Source organism: Rhizobium aouanii (assembly GCF_037002925.1).
In the GTDB taxonomy this organism is placed as follows: Bacteria; Pseudomonadota; Alphaproteobacteria; order Rhizobiales; family Rhizobiaceae; genus Rhizobium; species Rhizobium aouanii.
In genome coordinates this window covers 122,669-138,453 of the sequence record NZ_JBAMYD010000007.1, presented here as the reverse complement: position 1 = coordinate 138,453, position 15,785 = coordinate 122,669, and the positions used below count along the sequence as shown (strand labels likewise).

Genomic DNA, 15,785 nt, shown 5'->3' with positions numbered 1-15,785 from the left:
CGTTTACGAGCGGCATATCCTCTTGAAATCACAGGATCGGTGCGGGCCGCCGATTCGCGGATCCTGCGCGGGAATCGGAAAGGCATGATGCCCACAGGCAAAACCATGGAAGCAGCGCTCAACGAGCTGAGACAGGCGATTTCGAGCCTCGAAAACGCCGTCGACATGCGCGTCGAGCGCCAGCGCGAGCAGGGCGAGATCGAGGGCGAGGTGCGGCGCGTGCATGCCGACCGTTCGCGGCTGGCGCAGGAGCTCGACCAGGCCGAATTCCGCGCCAACCGGCTGGAAGAGGTCAATCGCGAGGTATCGCGGCGGCTGGTGACGGCCATGGAAACGATCCGCGCGGTTCTGGATCGTTGATGAGAGAGAGTTTCGCATGGCGCAGGTGACGGTTACGATCGACGGTAAGGCCTATCGTATGGCCTGCGAAGAAGGGCAGGAGGATCACCTGACCGATCTCGCCAACCGCTTCGACGGCTATGTCGGCCATCTCAAGGATCAGTTCGGGGAAATCGGCGATCTCAGGATCACCGTCATGGCCGGCATCATGGTTGTGGATGAAATTTCCGAGCTGACGCGCCGCGTCGCCGGATTGGAGTCCGAGCTCGAGACGCTGCGCGGCAACCGCGATACGGTGCTTGCAGCGACCGCCCGCACCGAGGAAAACCTAGCCGCGGCGCTCAGTGAAGTGTCGAGCCGCATTCGCGGCATCACCGACAAGCTAAACGGCCGGTCTGCTCCCGAACTCAATTGATCTCAAATAAATAGGGGTGGCCTTTCGTCACCACTGGCGCGTCAGCACAAACGACCTTATATATCGCCGTGCGGTCTGCGCCTCTCGACAGGAACCACAATCCCTGGGGCCATACTCGATCCAAAGGGAGCTGTCCCTGGCCAGGCCCGTGGGCCTGGACACACGGCGCCCACCTACGTTTGTAGGCACCCAGGATCGTAAACATCCATCGGTGGTCGTGGATCGCACCCTTTCCTTCTATTTTCAGCGAAGACGCCGGATCGACAGCGAGCATCAGGAAGGGTTCTTGTCGGAAAGAGCAACGATTTCGCTCTCAGCGGCGATCGTCGTCTTGTCCTTGGCATACCGGGTACGGCCCTTCGGCGAAGACCTCGTCGTGATAGCCCTTGGAGCCGACATTCAGCGCCAAAGGGCTTCGCCACTCCCTGTTGTCGCGCAGGCAATCAAGCACGAAACAGAAATCATATCGCGGCCGCCAGCCGAGTTCCCGTCTTGCGCGTTCGTTGACATAGACACGGTCGAGCGAAGGAAACATCTTCCAGCCGCGTGATGCGTAAAGGGCGCCTGCACCTGGGAACCGTCGTTCGACGACATGAGCCGCATCGCGCCGGATCGCGGCGAGATCACTTGCAGAAAACGGAGTCGTGGCGGAGATGATGTAGCGGCCAAAGCCGATTGCCGGCGCCTTTTCGAGCGCCAGCAGATGGGCGCCGACCACGTCACTGATATCGACGCGGCGGTGAAGAAGCTCGTTGGCCTGGGCATTCTCCGCAGAATAGAGGTTGCGAATTTCAGGATCGTCGTCGTTTTCGGGAAAGAAGCGCGATGTCCTGAGAATGGCGACCGGCAGGCCGGACTTGCGCGCGAAGAGTTCGCACAGACCTTCGGCGGCGAGTTTCGTCACGCCGTAGATGTTTTTCGCGACGGGAAGCACGTCCTCGGTCACCCATGCCGCCGGTTCGCCGGCAGCCGGCGTCAATGCCGCGCCGAAGGTGCTGGTGGTGCTGGTGAAGACGAAGCTTGCAACGTTGGCAGTGACCGCTTCTTCCAGCAGGTTGAGGGTGCCGGCGATATTGGTATCGAGGAAATCGTAATTGCCGTGGGTTGCCACATGCGGCTTGTGCAGCGTTGCGGCATGGATGACGTGGCTGATGCCTGACATTGCCTGCCGGACGAAGGCGCGATCACTGATCGAGCCGACCATGTCGGTAAAAGCCGCGGGCTTGATATCGATGCCGCGCACCCAGCGGCTTTCCGCCCTCAAGGTCCGCATCAGCGCCTCGCCGAGATGGCCGGCACTTCCCGTCACCAGTATCGTCATCACATCGTCTCCTGACCGTTTCAGCGGCGGACGCCATAAAGACTGACGTTTCCGGACAACGCATAAATTATGCATGGGCGTGCAGGAAAGCTTGAGGCTCAGCCGATGGTCGTGACGAGGCGGCCGGCGCTGCCGTCGGAAAGCATGATCCGTTCCCAGGTCACGCGGCCGGCGGCGATCGGCAGCAGCGCATTGCCGTTGGCGCCGGTATCGAGGGTCAACGACGAGAGCCTGCCCTCATGCCAGCCGCGCTCCTCCAGCGACTGCTCGGCGGCGGCGATTTCGGCGGAGGCGTAGGAGAACAGAGAGCAGCCAAGAAAGGCAGCGAGCGGCGCCCGCCATTCCGCCTGTCGCGGGCGGGAGGCGGAGAGCAGCCGGTGAGTGCGGTCGCAGATCAGATGCACCGGCCGGACAGAATCCTCGACCAGCCGCTTCAGCGCCGCATCGACTGCTGTATGTTGCGGTGAGCTGAAAATCCGCTCCAGCTTGGTGGCCTGTTCGGCCGATAGGGCGAGCTGATCGCGCTCCCAGCGCGAGACCGTCGCCTGGTTGACGCCGATGAGTTCGGCAAGATGTTCCCTGCTTCATGCTGCGCAGCAGCCGCATGCGGCGTATGCCGGCCCCCGATATCATCATCTTCCTGGTCCCGTGCCGTCTTGGCCAGCATAAGGCTTCGGCTGGCCGACCCGCAAGCTGTTGGGCGGCTGGATCATTATTCGGGCTGGCCTTCGAGGTCGCCTTTCAGCCGGTCGAGAATTGACAAGGAATGGCCGGCATAGGCGCTGATCCAGCGGTCATAGATGTGTTTGATCGGCAGGCTGTTCAGGTGGTTCCAGCGCTCGCGGCCTTCCTTCCTGGCAATGACCAGGTCAGCCTCTTCCAGCACCTTCAGATGCTGCATCACCGTACAGCGATCCATCTCTGGAAACATCTCGCAAAGGGTCCCTGTGGTTCGAGGGCCGTCCTTGAGCAGATCGAGGATTTCGCGGCGGCGATGATGCGCCAGCGCCTTGAAAACGGGGTCGTCGGTTGATTCGCTTGACATGTTATGTTTTTATAACATAATGGCGCCAAGGACAATGGAACAGACACACTGGAGAAGAGGAGAAGTGTCATGTCTCTCGGAATCCGCGTTTCCGGCCGTATCGGCCGCCCTGTCGCAGAGGTTTTCGACGCCGTCGTCAACCCGAAGAAACTCAGCAGCTATTTCACCACGATCGGCGGAGCGAGCGCGCCGCTCGTGAAGGGCACGACGGTGACCTGGTGGAAGGATGCGCCGGTCGAGGTCGTCGATCTGGTGCCGGAAAGCCGCATCGTGCTGCGCTGGGATGGCGGCACCGGCGAAGACAAGGCGACATACAAGACGCTGGTGGAGATGGACTTCAAAGCGCTGGAGGATGGTGGCACGCTGGTGACGATTGCCGAGAGCGGCTGGCGCGAGGACGAGGCCGGGAGGCGCGGCACCTATCTCAACTGCGAAGGCTGGACGCAGATGCTCTGCAGCATGAAGGCCTTCGTCGAATATGGCATCAACCTGCGCGAGGGCATGTTCCTCAGTGAAATGAAGGGCGAGCCGGCCAGCGCGCCTGATGTTTGAGGAGAAGGGTCATGACGGAACTTCTTTATGGCGGCGTCGATATTGCGATGAAGGTGCCGCCGCACCAGTATCAGGCGACGGTCGCCTTCTATCGCGATGTCATCGGCCTTAAGCAGATCGGCGAAGGGGATGCGGCGCTGTTCGCTCTCGGGCCGATCCGGCTCTGGATCGACGAGGTGCCGGCGATGAGCCAGGCCGAGCTCTGGCTGGAGTTGATGACACCGGATCTCGAGAGGGCTGCCGCGCATCTCGAAAGGGCCGGTGTCATTCGCTGCGATCCGATCGAGGCGTTGCCGGAGGATCTGCGCGGCGCCTGGATCGTCAATCCGGCTGGTATCGTGCATCTGGTGCGCGAGGCGCAATAGTCGCATTCGTCAATATGACCGAGACTTCGCTTGCCTGTCACACCGCGGGTGCTAATTTCCGGATTCGATACTTCATTTCGGTTTCCAGGAGATTCATTATGCAGCTTGGCATGGTTGGTTTGGGCCGCATGGGCAATTATATGGTCCAGCGCTTGATGCGAGGCGGTCACGATTGCGTTGTCTACGACGCAAGGCCGGAAAGCGTTGCCGAACTCGCAGGCCTCGGCGCGACCGGCAGTGCTTCGCTCGCGGAATTCGTCTCGAAGCTCGCCCATCCGCGCGCGATCTGGCTGATGCTGCCGGCGGCGATCGTCGACAAGGTACTGGCGAGCCTGGTGCCGCTGCTTGAGAATGGCGATATCGTCATCGACGGCGGCAACTCCTATTATCATGACGATATCCGCCGCGGCGCCGACCTCATCACCAAGGGCATCCACTATGTTGATGTCGGCACCAGCGGCGGCGTCTTCGGCCTCGAGCGCGGTTATTGCCTGATGATCGGCGGCGAGAAGGGCATCGTCGAACACCTTTCCCCGATCTTCGCGACGCTGGCGCCCGGCGTCGGCAAGACCGAAGCCTCGCCGAACCGGAGCCCCGAAGCGGCTGCGGTCAGCACCGCGGAACAGGGTTACCTGCATTGTGGCCCGCATGGTGCCGGTCATTTCGTCAAGATGGTGCATAACGGCATCGAATACGGCCTGATGGCTGCCTATGCCGAAGGTATCAATATTCTGAAACATGCCAATATCGGCGCTGCCTCGCACGAGGCGGATGCGGAAACCGCGCCGCTCGCCCATCCGGAACATTTCCAATACGACTTCAACCTGCAGGATGTCGCCGAAGTCTGGCGCCGCGGCAGCGTCATCACTTCCTGGCTGCTCGATCTCACGGCCGATGCGCTGCATGCCGATCCGGCACTGGCCAAATATGCAGGCCGGGTTTCGGACAGCGGCGAAGGCCGCTGGACGATCATGGCGGCAATTGACGAAAGCGTGCCGACGCCGGTGCTGAGTGCTGCGCTCTACGGCCGTTTCTCCTCGCGCGACAATGACGAATTCGCCAATAAGGTGCTGTCGGCGATGCGCGCGGGCTTCGGCGGCCACGTGGAAAAACCAGCCGCGAAATCCTAAACCAATGAAGCGCTGCAGCGCCCTGCGGCTCTCGAAAAGACGCGTGGCGCTGTAGAGCGCCCGCCATCATAGCCGTGCCGACGGTGCAGGTGGCGGGCGACCGCGACGCGGAGGTGGATGCTGCCGTCGCGCGCTACGCCGCGCATGCGCGGGCGAGCAGCGAGCCGGCGGCATGAACCGCCTCACATCGCGCCGGAGGCTGCGATCAGCAGGCCGCCGATGATCGCCATGTTCGTCTTCCAGGTATTGATCGCGCTGTCGCGCGCCGTTCCCTGCATGTCCCAGAAATTCAGCAGCATGACTGTGGCCGCCAGCGTGAAGACGATGAGACCGAATGCCGCTGCCGCGACGAACAGGCCGAGCATCAGCAGGATGCCGGCGACGATCTGGAACATGCTGCCCAAGACCAGCACTCCTTTTGCAAAAGGGACGCCGCGGGCTTCGATCGCGTCGGTCAGCGGCACGATGACGAAAAAATGATGAATGCCGCCAGCGACATAGAGGCCGCCCAGCAGCAGTCGTCCGAGAGCAAGCATCACGAAGGCTGAACCATCCTGCATATCGAACCTTTCTCCCGCGTCTCAACTCTCCATCGAGCGCAAGGCTCTGCCGAAGCTTACGAAAATGCAATGTGCCGCGACGCCCGCCTGCGCAAATTCGCCCCAATTGAGGATGATTGAGGCGCAGGAGGCGGAGCTGGGGTAGCGGCGGCAGGGCTTCATAGAGCTTATATGCCTCTCATGTTACGTCATCTGAAATGATTCCCGCCGAGCTGGCAGTTGCAGCAGGGTAAGAGAATGTCGGGGCACGGCAATTTGGAAGAGATTGAAGAAACGGACGGGTTTTCTTTTGGCGGGCTATTCAGACGGTACAGAACGCCGCTGTTGGCAGCCGCGTCACTCGTGGTCTTCTGCCTCGTCGGTTACGCGATCATGCAGCTCACCAACGAGGTGCGCTATGACGACGTCGTCGGTGCGCTGGCGGCGACCAGGCCGAGCGCGATCCTGCTTGCGCTGTTCTTCACGGCGCTCAGTTTCCTCGCACTGATCTTCTACGATCTCAACGCCATCGAATACATCGGCAAGAAGCTGCCCTTTCCGCATGTGGCGCTGACGGCGTTCAGCGCCTATGCCGTCGGCAACACGGCCGGTTTCGGCGCGCTTTCGGGGGGCGCGATCCGCTACCGCGCCTATACCCGCCTCGGGCTCTCGCCGGAGGACATCGGCCGCATCATCGCCTTCGTCACGCTCTCCTTCGGTCTCGGGCTTGCGGGTGTCGCGGCAATCGCCCTCATCGTCATCGCCGACGAGATCGGCCCGCTCATCGGCGTGAACCCCTTCCTTCTGCGGCTGATCGCCGGTTCGATCGTCGCCATTCTGGGCGCGGTGATGATTATCGGCCGTGACGGGCGCGTGCTCGATCTCGGGCCTGTGGCAATCCGCCTGCCGGATTCGCGTACCTGGTCGCGGCAGTTCCTCGTCACCGCCTTAGATATCGCCGCCTCGGCGTCGGTACTCTATGTGCTGCTACCGCAGACGGCCATCGGCTGGCCGGTCTTCCTCGCCGTCTATGCGATCGCCGTCGGTCTCGGCGTGCTCAGTCACGTTCCGGCCGGGCTCGGCGTGTTCGAGACCGTGATCATCGCCTCGCTCGGCAGTGCTGTGAACATCGATGCCGTGCTCGGATCACTGGTGCTCTACCGGCTGGTCTACCATGTGCTGCCGCTGCTGATCGCCGTGCTCGCGGTCTCGGCGGCGGAGCTGCGTCGTTTCGTCGATCATCCGGCCGCCTCCAGCATGCGGCGCATCGGCGGACGGCTGATGCCGCAGCTGCTGTCGGCTCTCGCACTGCTGCTCGGCGTCATGCTGGTGTTTTCGAGCGTCACGCCGACGCCGGACCAGAACCTCGAATTCCTCTCCAACTATCTGCCACTGCCGATGGTCGAAGGCGCGCATTTCCTCTCCAGCCTGCTGGGGCTGGCCCTCGTTGTCGCCGCGCGCGGCCTCGGCCAGCGGCTCGACGGCGCCTGGTGGGTGGCCGTGTTCTCGGCGCTTGCCGCGTTGACTTTGTCGCTGCTGAAGGCGGTCGCGCTCGTCGAAGCCGCTTTTCTCGCCTTCCTCATCTTCGGGCTCTTCGTCAGCCGCCGGCTCTTTACCCGCCAGGCTTCGCTGCTCAACCAGGCGCTGACGGCGTCCTGGCTGATGGCGATCGCCGTGATCGTCGTCGGCGCCGTCGTCATCCTGCTCTTCGTCTATCGCGACGTCGAATACAGCAACCAGCTCTGGTGGCAGTTCGAATTCACCGCCGAGGCGCCGCGCGGGCTGCGCGCCGTGCTCGGCATCACCATCATCTCGTCGGCGATCGCCGTCTTCAGCCTGCTCCGGCCGGCGAGCTTCCGGCCGGAACCGGCGACGGACGAGGCGCTGGCGCGTGCCGTCGAGATCGTCATGAAGCAGGACAATGCGGACGCCAATCTGGTGCGCATGGGCGACAAGAGCATCATGTTCTCGGAAAACGGCGACGCCTTCATCATGTACGGTCGACAGGGCCGCTCCTGGATCGCACTGTTCGACCCGGTCGGCGACCATCGCGCCGTGCAGGAACTCGTCTGGCGTTTCGTCGAAGCAGCGCGTGCCGCCGGCTGCCGGGCTGTGTTCTACCAGATATCGCCGGCGCTGCTGTCCCATTGCGCCGATGCCGGCCTGCGCGCCTTCAAGCTCGGCGAACTGGCGGTGGCCGATCTCAGGACCTTCGAGATGAAGGGCGGCAAATGGGCGAACCTTCGCCAGACGGCAAGCCGCGCCCAGCGCGACGGGCTGGAATTCGCCGTCGTCGAACCGCAGGACGTGTCTTCGGTCATCGATGACCTTGCCGCCGTGTCGACGGCCTGGCTCGAGCATCACAATGCCAAGGAAAAGGGATTTTCGCTCGGCGCCTTCGATTCCGATTATGTCTCGTCCCAGCCGGTCGGCATCCTGAAAGAGGATGGCAGGATCGTTGCCTTCGCCAATATCCTCCTGACCGAATCCCGACAGGAGGGCACGATCGATCTCATGCGCTTCTCGCCGGACGCGCCGAAGGGCTCGATGGACTTTCTCTTCGTGCAGATCATGGAATATCTGCGCGGGCAGGGTTTCACCCACTTTAATCTCGGCATGGCGCCTCTCTCCGGCATGTCGAAACGCGAGGCGGCGCCCGTCTGGGACCGCATCGGCAGCACCGTCTTCGAACACGGCGAGCGCTTCTATAACTTCAAAGGCCTTCGCGCATTCAAATCCAAGTTTCATCCGCACTGGCAACCGCGCTATCTTGCGGTCTCCGGAGGAGGCAATCCGATGATCGCGTTGATGGACGCGACATTTCTGATTGGGGGCGGATTGAAAGGGGTAGTGAGAAAATGATCAGGACAATCCTTCTTGCCACGGCATGCGCCTGCATGCTCGCGGCCGCACCGGCTGATGCCGCCGAGGAAACCACGCAGAGCTTCGAAACCGGGCTCATTCCGTCGCCGCACATCTTCCTGCCGGAAGGGGAGGTGAAGGGCACGGTAATGCTGATCTCGGATGCCGCCGGCTGGGGCGACTATGAGAAGGGCGAAGCCGACAGGTTGGTCGCCGAAGGCGCCGTCGTCATCGGCGTCGACTTTCCATCCTATATCCAGGCGCTCAGCCGCTACGACGTCAGCCTCAACGACGGCTGCGTCTATATGGTCTCGGACATCGAATCGCTGAGCCAGCAGGTGCAGCGCGCGACCGGCAACAGCGCCTATCACCTGCCGATCGTCGCCGGCATCGGCGAGGGCGGGGCCTTGGCGCTGGCGATCGCCGCGCAAACACCGGATGCGACGATCGGCCAGACACTTGCCGTCAATCCGGTCGCCGGCATTCCGCTTGCCAAGGAGCTTTGCACGCCGACGTCCAAGCAGGTGATCGGCGAACGCACGGTCTATGGCCTCAGCGACGGCATCCTGCCGGACCCGATCATTACCGTCTTCACGCCTGATGCCAACAAGGATGGCCGGGCGCATGCTGAGGCGCTGAAGAAGGCCCATGACAAGATCGAGATCCGCGATTCCAATGACGATGCGCAAACGGCATTTGCCGATACGCTCGACGACCTCGTCACAGCCTCCGGCGCCTTCGGCAACCCGCTCGGCCTGCCGCTGGCGGTGCTCGAGGCGACGCCCACCCTCGATACGATGGCGGTGATCTATTCCGGCGATGGCGGCTGGCGCGACATCGACAAGGAAGTCGGCGGCACGCTGCAGAAGGAAGGCATTCCTGTCGTCGGCGTCGATTCGCTCCACTACTTCTGGTCCGAGCGCAAGCCGGAGGAGACCGCCGCCGATCTTTCGAAGATCATCGATTTCTACCGCAAGCAGTGGAAGGTGAAGCACGTGCTGCTCGTCGGTTATTCCTTCGGTGCCGATGTCGTGCCCGCCACCTACCAGCTCCTCAAGCCAGCCGAAAAGTCGGCGGTGGCGCAATTGTCATTGCTGTCGCTTTCGCACCAAGTCGACTACGTCATCTCCGTTCTCGGCTGGCTCGGCCAGAAGACGGAAGGGGCGGGCGGTGATCCCGTCGGCGATCTGAAGAAGATCGATCCGAAGCTCGTGCAATGCATCTACGGCAAGGACGACGATGACGATGTCGCCTGTCCGGCGGTTAGGGACAGCGGCGCCGAGGTGATCGAACTGCCCGGGGACCATCACTTCGACGAGAATTACGACCTTCTTACCAAGACCATCATCGACGGGCTGAAGAGACGGCTGCAGAATTAATGCGTGTGACGCAAAAGCGTACAGCGCTTTTGGGGCCAGGACATGCATCAAATAAAGACTTGAACTGCGCGTCCGATAGGGCGCGCTAACGCATCAGCTTCTCTTCGCTCCAGCCGAGATCCGTAAGCTCGCGGCCGCGAAACCGCGCATCGTCGGCGACGATGAATTCGTCAAGCTGAGGCGGAGCGACGCTGGTGCCGGAGAGCATCGCATGCACCTGTCCGCGATGATGGGTCTGATGCTGGAAGAGGTGACCGAGTACGTCTTCCATCCGCTCTTCCTGGATGTGGGCGCCGCGATGCAGGCTGATAGTCGAGGTGAGCCTCTCCGGCGTCAGGGCCTCGCAAAGCGCCGTCAGGCGCTGATCGACCTTCTCCTGCGCTTCTGCGAGCGAGGAAACGTCATCGAACGGTTCGTCGACCTCGAAGGCCTTGAGCCCGAGCGTGCCGCCTTCCAGGCCGTCGACATAGAACCAGTCGACGGTGATGATATGGTTCAAGGTTTCCTTGATCGAGGGGAAGAAGCTGGTGCGTGGCGCTTCGAATTCTCCAGGCTTTAAAGTCGCGCAGGCCTGAAGCAGGCGGCGGTTGGCAAGGGCGTTGTTATAGGCAAGTTTGCGGAACGGCCTGACAGGATCGAAGGTCGGCATTGGCGCATCTCCTCTTCAAGCGCTGGCTTGCATTAGTTCTTGTCATCGAGATCGCCGTCGCGCCATACGAGATGGCGTGGTGCAGCAGGCAGTGTCTCGATTTCATCGGCGATAAAATAGGGCGGGATGTCGAGGTCGGTCAGGGCTTCGCGCGTCGCAAGCACCCATTTGAACTCGAGGTGGTTGTTACCGTCCTCGACCCGATGGATGATTTCGCCGGACAAAAAGGGGAATTCCGGCGGGAGGTCCATCAGGTAATAGAGACCGAGTTCATGCCAGTCGCGCTGTTCGTAGCGGAAGAAGTTCTCGACGATCCACAGCAGGCGATGGACGGTTACCTCAACGCCCAGTTCCTCCATCATTTCCCGCTTCAGCGTTTCCTCCGACGTCTCGCCGATTTCCGCCCTGCCGCCTGGAAAGGTCCAGAAGGGCTCATGCACGGCGCGATGGACGAGCACGTGGCCGTCGCGAAAGCCGAGGCCGGCGATACGATAGTTGAAACGCTCAGCGCCCGCATTCAGGCGGATGAGAGTGCGCTTGGCCATGCCATTCTTATCCAAGATCGATGACGACAATTTCCGGCGGCACGCCGAAGCGCACCGGTGCGATGGAGCAGCCGAGGCCGCCGGAAACGATGATATTACGCCCCTCCTCGATCATATGGCCATAGGCGTAGCGGTTGCCGTAACGCGAGGGGACGATCGGCGAACGGCCGAGGAGGCGGATCTGTCCGCCATGGGTGTGGCCCGATAGCGTCAGCGAGACACGCTCGGGCACGCGCGGAAAGATATCGGGCTCATGAGCGAGCAGAATGACGGGCGCATCGTCCGTCACCTGAGCCATCGTTCCATCGAGATCGTCGAGGCCGTGCATATGCGTGCGACGCCATTTCCTGCCGGGCAGAAGCGCCAGCTGATCTTCGAGGCCTGCCAGCCAGAAGCCGCGGCCATCCTTTTCGAGCCGAACGGCGCGGTTGCCATAGACCGGGATGCCGACGTCGGCGAGGGCTCGGTGTCCGAAGGTTTCCATCCCGCCGTTCTTCTGGGCGGTCCTATCCTCCCACCAATCATGGTTGCCCATGACCGCATGGACGCCGAGAGGGGCCTGCAAGGTGGCGAGCGCCTTCGACCATTGGCTCGAATGCACGTACTGCGTCACCATGTTCATGCCGGCGGCATAATCGCCGAGCAGGACGGTGACGTCGCCTTCAAGTTCATTCGCCCTGTGGCAGATCGTGGCAATGCGGCTTGCCGACATCCAGGGTTCGCAGGCATGGAGATCGGCGAGCGCAACGACGCGCAGCTTGAGCCCTGGCGTCCATCCCGGCGGCGTCAGCTGATAGCGGGTGATGGCGAGCCGCGCGAGCGGTTCATAGGCGAAGGCATAACCACCGAGCGACATGAGGCCTGCGACACCGCCGCCCAGAACCTTGAAAAATCCGCGGCGGGTGATCACTCAATTGTCCTCCTGGAACAGCCGGAACTGCGCAGCCTCCATATCCTTGGGCGGTTGCATTCCCAGATGTTTCCACGCGATTGCGGTCAGAACACGGCCGCGTGGCGTGCGCTGGATGAAACCTTGCTGGATCATGTAGGGCTCGATGATGTCCTCGATCGCGTCGCGTGGCTCGGAAAGGCCGGCGGCAATGGTTTCGATGCCGACTGGGCCGCCGCCGAAATTGACGGCGATCATGTTGAGGTAACGTTTGTCGAGCTGGTCGAAGCCGACATTGTCGACTAGCAGGCGGGTCAGCGCCTCGTCGGCGATCTCGCGGGTGACGGCTTCTGCTCTTGCCACCTCGGCGAAGTCGCGCACGCGCCGCAGCAGCCGGCCGGCGATGCGCGGGGTGCCGCGGGCGCGTCTTGCGATCTCGCGGGCGCCCTCCTCGGTGATCGGCAGGTTCATCAGCCGCGCGCCACGGCGCACGATCAGTTCCAGCTCCTCGACGGTGTAGAAGCTCAGGCGCACCGGAATGCCAAAGCGGTCGCGCAGCGGCGTCGTCAACAGGCCAAGGCGGGTGGTGGCCGCCACCAGTGTGAATTTCGACAGGTCGATTTTCACCGAGCGAGCGGCAGGGCCTTCCCCGATGATCAGGTCGAGCTGGAAATCTTCCATGGCCGGATAGAGGATTTCCTCGACGGCCGGATTGAGGCGATGGATTTCGTCGATGAAGAGCACGTCGCGCTCCTCGAGATTGGTGAGCAGGGCAGCGAGATCGCCGGCCTTGGCGATAACCGGGCCGGAGGTCGAGCGAAAGTTGACGCCGAGCTCTTTGGCCATGATCTGCGCCAGCGTCGTCTTGCCGAGGCCGGGCGGCCCGACGAAGAGCACATGGTCCAACGCCTCGCCGCGGTTTTTCGCCGCCTCGATGAAGACCTTGAGATTGGCGCGCGCCTCCGCCTGGCCGGTGAACTCGTCCAGCGATTGCGGGCGCAACGTGATATCAAGGTCTTCGCCCCGCTTTTCCGGCGATATCAGGCGGGCGGATTCGCTCATGTCAAAAGTTCCATTCCAGGTATGGTTTTTGCGGCTTGGGCATCGAATGTCCTGGTTGTCACGCAGCCCGCATCACGATTACGAAGGGCGATGAAGACATCTGCGAATTCTGCATTCGTCCGCACCATGATTGCGAGCGTCTCCTCGACTACTCTTTCATCTTCAAGGATCAGGTCGGCCGAGTCCAACAAGTCCGAAATCGCCTCCATGATCTGTTCTCTCTTCAGCTTGATCCGTTGTCTCAAGAACCACGCGCATTCCATCAGCGTGATGCAACTGATATAGCCGGGTGCCGTATCGGACAGGCTCGCGAAGAGCGTTGTGACCTTCTCCGTCTGGACGACATCGTCCTTCAGGAGGAAGCGCAGCATAATATTGGTGTCGAGGCCAATCATCTTGCACTAGTCACGTGATCGGCGATGGCTTCCCCAATCGCCTCGTCCATTTGCGTCAAAGTGATCGTCGGTCGGTTCGGATCGTGAAACTTGCCTGCAAGGTCGATGGCGCGTTTGTTCTTGGCTTTCATGATGATTTCACCATCGCGGTTGATGTAGCGGATCCTGTCGCCGGACTTCAGATTCAGCAATTCACGAACTTCAGCCGGAATTGTTGTCTGGCCCTTCGATGTCATCGTACCGTAGTAGATATTCATGCGGATCTCCTTACCATTCGAGTTTAGTAAGGAATTGCGATATATTCAAGGAGATCAACGCGCCAGTTCCTTTAATCCCAGCCTGATCAGCTTGGCGCTATCGGCGCCGTCGCCTGCCGTCTTCATTGCCGCGGCAATCGCGTTCGCCGCCTGGTCGCGGGAATAGCCGAGGTTGGTCAGCGCGGAAACCGCATCGGCGACAGGCGCGGCCGCGACCCCTTCGCCGAGTTCCTGCTTGAGGGCGATATTGATCGCTTCCCCGGCAAAGGCCGGCGCCCGGTTCTTGAGCTCGGTGACGAGGCGCATCGCCACTTTGGGACCGACGCCTGGCGCACGCGAGACGGCGGCGCGGTCCTGCAGGGCAATGGCATTGGCAAGTTCGCCTGGCGTCAGCGTCGAGAGCACGGCGAGCGCCACCTTTGCGCCGACGCCCTGGACACTCTGGAGCAGGTTGAACCATTCCCGCTCCAGCGCCGTCATGAAACCGAAGAGCTTCAACTGGTCCTCGCGCACATAGGTCTCGATGAAGAGCACGCAGGCCTCACCGGCCGAGCCGAGCTTGGATAGGGTGCGGGCCGAACAATGGGCGACGTAGCAGACGCCGTGCACATCGACGAGCACATAGTCTTCGCCGATCTCGTCTATGGTGCCTTTCAGCTTGCCGATCATGGGTCGCGGTCTCTCAAGGATGCGTTTCGGGGGTTATAAGGTCAACGGAGGGGAAATAGGAGCGGTATCCGCTGGGATCGCGGGTCAAAATTCTGTAGCCCCTTATCGCCGCATGCGCGCCGATGAAGAAATCGGGCAAGATCCGTTCTCGCCCACCGCCGGCGCGACGGTAAAGCCGGAAGGCCGCAGCAGCGGCGAATGCAGCCGGCCAAGGCAGATTCTCGCGGCGGAATTCATCCTGCGGCAACAGTCGATCGACTTCGTCCACGTCGTCGTACCGAACGGAAAATTCGGAATAGATGATCGGGTTTATGAGGACAGGACCGTCTTTGAAGACGTCAAGCATCTTTCGACGCGACCAACCGTGCCAGCCCGAACCGACCACGGCCAGATCGACAAGTATGTTCGTGTCGACAAGTGTGGCCATCAGCGCTCACGGGTCATCGACATAAGGTCTTCGGCATCGATCTCCTGATCGCCAGTGCCCTCGAGACGACGGATCGTCTGCATGAAACGATCCAGACGGCCTCGATCCTCGATCTCCTGCTTGCCGTTCTTCGGCGAGAGAACGAGCTTGCCGCCCTCTATCGAGAAAATGACCTCGCTATTGGCCTCGATGCCGACAAGTTCCCTGAGATCACGAGGAATGGTGACCTGCCCTTTGGACGTAACACGCATCTTGTTGCTCCTTCATAGTAAGAATTATCCTTACCGATAGAACAAGTCAAGAACAAGCTATCCGGCCAATGCCTGCCGCATCCGGTTGCTGCCGCGATTATGCGCATGGCAGATGGCGATCGCCAAGGCGTCGGCGGCGTCGTTGCCCTTGAATTCGACCTTCGGCATCAGGATCTTCAACATCATGTGGATCTGCTGCTTTTCGCCGTGGCCGACGCCGATGACGGCCTTCTTCACGGCGTTCGGGGCATATTCGGAGACCGGCAGTCCGGCGCGCGCCGGCACCAGCATGGCAATGCCGCGGGCCTGGCCGAGCTTCAGGGTCGCCACCGCATCCTTGTTGACGAAGGTCTGTTCGACGGCGGCCTCATCCGGCTTATAGCTGTGGACAATCTCCGCCAGGCCATCGTGCAGCTGACAAAGGCGGGATGCAAGGTCCATGTCACCATCGGAGGTCACGGTTCCGGATGCCACGAACCGCAGGGAATTGCCAAGCGTTTCGATGATTCCCCAGCCGGTGCGGCGAAGCCCGGGATCGATACCGACGATGCGAATCGTATTTTGCATGGTTCAACCTATAGCGATTGCGAAATAACTGCCATTGATATGTGAACAAAACAAAAACGTTCCCGGATTTCGGCCCTGCCATTTACCGCGAATTAAAACAGATGCCCGAATTCTAGTCATCGAATAC

At 61.4% G+C, this 15,785-nt stretch carries 20 protein-coding genes, 1 other RNA gene and 1 pseudogene; 8 read left to right on the top strand and 14 right to left on the bottom strand.

Annotated elements, in window-relative coordinates; genetic code table 11:
- Nucleotides 1–84: 84 nt before the first annotated feature.
- The 3 genes from V8P77_RS14335 to ssrS all read left to right on the top strand — a co-directional run bounded on the left by V8P77_RS14335 (nt 85) and on the right by ssrS (nt 982).
- On the top strand, nt 85–360 hold the full coding sequence (locus V8P77_RS14335; protein ID WP_012758879.1) for a DUF4164 domain-containing protein: 276 nt from the start codon (nt 85–87) through the stop codon (nt 358–360).
- Between the two features lie 16 nt (nt 361–376).
- Nucleotides 377–754 (top strand): cell division protein ZapA, encoded by a 378-nt coding sequence (locus V8P77_RS14330; RefSeq protein WP_017962012.1) that lies wholly within the window; start codon nt 377–379, stop codon nt 752–754.
- Nucleotides 755–823: 69 nt separating this feature from the next.
- A non-coding RNA gene (gene ssrS / locus V8P77_RS14325) (6S RNA) lies at nt 824–982 on the top strand.
- An 85-nt stretch (nt 983–1,067) separates the two neighbouring features.
- On the opposite strand, the gene V8P77_RS14320 is transcribed toward ssrS, so the two are convergent.
- The 3 genes and pseudogenes from V8P77_RS14320 to V8P77_RS14310 all read right to left on the bottom strand — a co-directional run bounded on the left by V8P77_RS14320 (nt 1,068) and on the right by V8P77_RS14310 (nt 3,120).
- A complete protein-coding gene (locus tag V8P77_RS14320) occupies nt 1,068–2,075 on the bottom strand; it encodes an NAD-dependent epimerase/dehydratase family protein (protein WP_335913061.1) in 1,008 nt (335 codons plus the stop codon).
- A 98-nt stretch (nt 2,076–2,173) separates the two neighbouring features.
- Nucleotides 2,174–2,711: pseudogene (locus V8P77_RS14315) on the bottom strand (helix-turn-helix transcriptional regulator).
- 76 nt (nt 2,712–2,787) lie between these two features.
- Nucleotides 2,788–3,120, bottom strand: a complete 333-nt coding sequence (locus V8P77_RS14310; RefSeq protein WP_129419546.1) for an ArsR/SmtB family transcription factor — start codon at nt 3,118–3,120, stop codon at nt 2,788–2,790.
- Between the two features lie 69 nt (nt 3,121–3,189).
- Here V8P77_RS14310 and V8P77_RS14305 point away from each other — a divergent pair, with 69 nt between their 5' ends.
- The 3 genes from V8P77_RS14305 to gnd all read left to right on the top strand — a co-directional run bounded on the left by V8P77_RS14305 (nt 3,190) and on the right by gnd (nt 5,167).
- Nucleotides 3,190–3,672: an SRPBCC domain-containing protein gene (locus tag V8P77_RS14305; RefSeq protein WP_020051542.1), complete on the top strand. Its 483-nt coding sequence runs from the start codon at nt 3,190–3,192 to the stop codon at nt 3,670–3,672.
- Nucleotides 3,673–3,683: 11 nt separating this feature from the next.
- On the top strand, nt 3,684–4,037 hold the full coding sequence (locus tag V8P77_RS14300; RefSeq protein ID WP_017962007.1) for a VOC family protein: 354 nt from the start codon (nt 3,684–3,686) through the stop codon (nt 4,035–4,037).
- 98 nt (nt 4,038–4,135) lie between these two features.
- The gene (gene gnd, locus V8P77_RS14295) at nt 4,136–5,167 is read left to right on the top strand and encodes a phosphogluconate dehydrogenase (NAD(+)-dependent, decarboxylating) (RefSeq protein WP_335913060.1); all 1,032 of its coding nucleotides are present in this window, start codon (nt 4,136–4,138) and stop codon (nt 5,165–5,167) included.
- 182 nt (nt 5,168–5,349) lie between these two features.
- On the opposite strand, the gene V8P77_RS14290 is transcribed toward gnd, so the two are convergent.
- The gene (locus V8P77_RS14290; RefSeq protein WP_335913059.1) at nt 5,350–5,727 is read right to left on the bottom strand and encodes a DoxX family protein; all 378 of its coding nucleotides are present in this window, start codon (nt 5,725–5,727) and stop codon (nt 5,350–5,352) included.
- Between the two features lie 237 nt (nt 5,728–5,964).
- Between V8P77_RS14290 and mprF the strand changes: the two genes are divergently transcribed.
- Nucleotides 5,965–8,568, top strand: a complete 2,604-nt coding sequence (gene mprF, locus V8P77_RS14285; RefSeq protein ID WP_335913058.1) for a bifunctional lysylphosphatidylglycerol flippase/synthetase MprF — start codon at nt 5,965–5,967, stop codon at nt 8,566–8,568.
- Nucleotides 8,565–9,947: a virulence factor family protein gene (locus V8P77_RS14280; protein ID WP_335913057.1), complete on the top strand. Its 1,383-nt coding sequence runs from the start codon at nt 8,565–8,567 to the stop codon at nt 9,945–9,947. The genes mprF and V8P77_RS14280 overlap by 4 nt, the downstream gene beginning before the upstream one ends.
- An 85-nt stretch (nt 9,948–10,032) precedes the next feature.
- Here the strand turns inward: V8P77_RS14280 and V8P77_RS14275 are convergent, their stop codons facing one another.
- The 10 genes from V8P77_RS14275 to ruvC are packed head-to-tail and all read right to left on the bottom strand — an operon-like array spanning nt 10,033 to nt 15,658.
- Entirely contained in the window at nt 10,033–10,596 is a 564-nt protein-coding gene (locus V8P77_RS14275; RefSeq protein WP_335913056.1) for a DinB family protein, read from the bottom strand.
- A gap of 32 nt (nt 10,597–10,628) precedes the next feature.
- The gene (locus tag V8P77_RS14270) at nt 10,629–11,141 is read right to left on the bottom strand and encodes an NUDIX hydrolase (RefSeq protein WP_335913055.1); all 513 of its coding nucleotides are present in this window, start codon (nt 11,139–11,141) and stop codon (nt 10,629–10,631) included.
- Between the two features lie 7 nt (nt 11,142–11,148).
- Nucleotides 11,149–12,051: a metallophosphoesterase gene (locus tag V8P77_RS14265; RefSeq protein WP_335913054.1), complete on the bottom strand. Its 903-nt coding sequence runs from the start codon at nt 12,049–12,051 to the stop codon at nt 11,149–11,151.
- The gene (gene ruvB / locus V8P77_RS14260) at nt 12,052–13,092 is read right to left on the bottom strand and encodes a Holliday junction branch migration DNA helicase RuvB (RefSeq protein ID WP_017968121.1); all 1,041 of its coding nucleotides are present in this window, start codon (nt 13,090–13,092) and stop codon (nt 12,052–12,054) included.
- Nucleotides 13,089–13,487, bottom strand: a complete 399-nt coding sequence (locus V8P77_RS14255; protein ID WP_017968120.1) for a type II toxin-antitoxin system VapC family toxin — start codon at nt 13,485–13,487, stop codon at nt 13,089–13,091. Before V8P77_RS14255 ends, ruvB begins: the two co-directional genes overlap by 4 nt.
- Entirely contained in the window at nt 13,484–13,744 is a 261-nt protein-coding gene (locus V8P77_RS14250; protein WP_017968119.1) for an AbrB/MazE/SpoVT family DNA-binding domain-containing protein, read from the bottom strand. The genes V8P77_RS14255 and V8P77_RS14250 overlap by 4 nt, the downstream gene beginning before the upstream one ends.
- A gap of 54 nt (nt 13,745–13,798) precedes the next feature.
- On the bottom strand, nt 13,799–14,413 hold the full coding sequence (gene ruvA / locus V8P77_RS14245) for a Holliday junction branch migration protein RuvA (RefSeq protein ID WP_017968118.1): 615 nt from the start codon (nt 14,411–14,413) through the stop codon (nt 13,799–13,801).
- Nucleotides 14,414–14,426: 13 nt separating this feature from the next.
- Nucleotides 14,427–14,840 (bottom strand): type II toxin-antitoxin system VapC family toxin, encoded by a 414-nt coding sequence (locus V8P77_RS14240; protein WP_335913053.1) that lies wholly within the window; start codon nt 14,838–14,840, stop codon nt 14,427–14,429.
- Nucleotides 14,840–15,091, bottom strand: a complete 252-nt coding sequence (locus V8P77_RS14235; protein ID WP_335913052.1) for an AbrB/MazE/SpoVT family DNA-binding domain-containing protein — start codon at nt 15,089–15,091, stop codon at nt 14,840–14,842. Before V8P77_RS14235 ends, V8P77_RS14240 begins: the two co-directional genes overlap by 1 nt.
- Before the next feature lie 57 nt (nt 15,092–15,148).
- Nucleotides 15,149–15,658 carry a crossover junction endodeoxyribonuclease RuvC gene (ruvC, locus tag V8P77_RS14230; RefSeq protein WP_018069006.1) on the bottom strand — a complete coding sequence of 170 codons (510 nt, stop codon included), beginning with the start codon at nt 15,656–15,658 and terminating at the stop codon, nt 15,149–15,151.
- Nucleotides 15,659–15,785 lie beyond the last annotated feature (127 nt).

Coding starts and splice junctions, on each gene's coding strand:
- V8P77_RS14335 (WP_012758879.1), top strand. CDS start 85: ATGATGCCCACAGGCAAAACCATGGAAGCAGCGCTCAACGAGCTGAGA.
- V8P77_RS14330 (WP_017962012.1), top strand. CDS start 377: ATGGCGCAGGTGACGGTTACGATCGACGGTAAGGCCTATCGTATGGCC.
- V8P77_RS14320 (WP_335913061.1), bottom strand. CDS start 2,075: ATGACGATACTGGTGACGGGAAGTGCCGGCCATCTCGGCGAGGCGCTG.
- V8P77_RS14310 (WP_129419546.1), bottom strand. CDS start 3,120: ATGTCAAGCGAATCAACCGACGACCCCGTTTTCAAGGCGCTGGCGCAT.
- V8P77_RS14305 (WP_020051542.1), top strand. CDS start 3,190: ATGTCTCTCGGAATCCGCGTTTCCGGCCGTATCGGCCGCCCTGTCGCA.
- V8P77_RS14300 (WP_017962007.1), top strand. CDS start 3,684: ATGACGGAACTTCTTTATGGCGGCGTCGATATTGCGATGAAGGTGCCG.
- gnd (WP_335913060.1), top strand. CDS start 4,136: ATGCAGCTTGGCATGGTTGGTTTGGGCCGCATGGGCAATTATATGGTC.
- V8P77_RS14290 (WP_335913059.1), bottom strand. CDS start 5,727: ATGCAGGATGGTTCAGCCTTCGTGATGCTTGCTCTCGGACGACTGCTG.
- mprF (WP_335913058.1), top strand. CDS start 5,965: ATGTCGGGGCACGGCAATTTGGAAGAGATTGAAGAAACGGACGGGTTT.
- V8P77_RS14280 (WP_335913057.1), top strand. CDS start 8,565: ATGATCAGGACAATCCTTCTTGCCACGGCATGCGCCTGCATGCTCGCG.
- V8P77_RS14275 (WP_335913056.1), bottom strand. CDS start 10,596: ATGCCGACCTTCGATCCTGTCAGGCCGTTCCGCAAACTTGCCTATAAC.
- V8P77_RS14270 (WP_335913055.1), bottom strand. CDS start 11,141: ATGGCCAAGCGCACTCTCATCCGCCTGAATGCGGGCGCTGAGCGTTTC.
- ruvB (WP_017968121.1), bottom strand. CDS start 13,092: ATGAGCGAATCCGCCCGCCTGATATCGCCGGAAAAGCGGGGCGAAGAC.
- V8P77_RS14255 (WP_017968120.1), bottom strand. CDS start 13,487: ATGATTGGCCTCGACACCAATATTATGCTGCGCTTCCTCCTGAAGGAC.
- V8P77_RS14250 (WP_017968119.1), bottom strand. CDS start 13,744: ATGAATATCTACTACGGTACGATGACATCGAAGGGCCAGACAACAATT.
- ruvA (WP_017968118.1), bottom strand. CDS start 14,413: ATGATCGGCAAGCTGAAAGGCACCATAGACGAGATCGGCGAAGACTAT.
- V8P77_RS14240 (WP_335913053.1), bottom strand. CDS start 14,840: ATGGCCACACTTGTCGACACGAACATACTTGTCGATCTGGCCGTGGTC.
- V8P77_RS14235 (WP_335913052.1), bottom strand. CDS start 15,091: ATGCGTGTTACGTCCAAAGGGCAGGTCACCATTCCTCGTGATCTCAGG.
- ruvC (WP_018069006.1), bottom strand. CDS start 15,658: ATGCAAAATACGATTCGCATCGTCGGTATCGATCCCGGGCTTCGCCGC.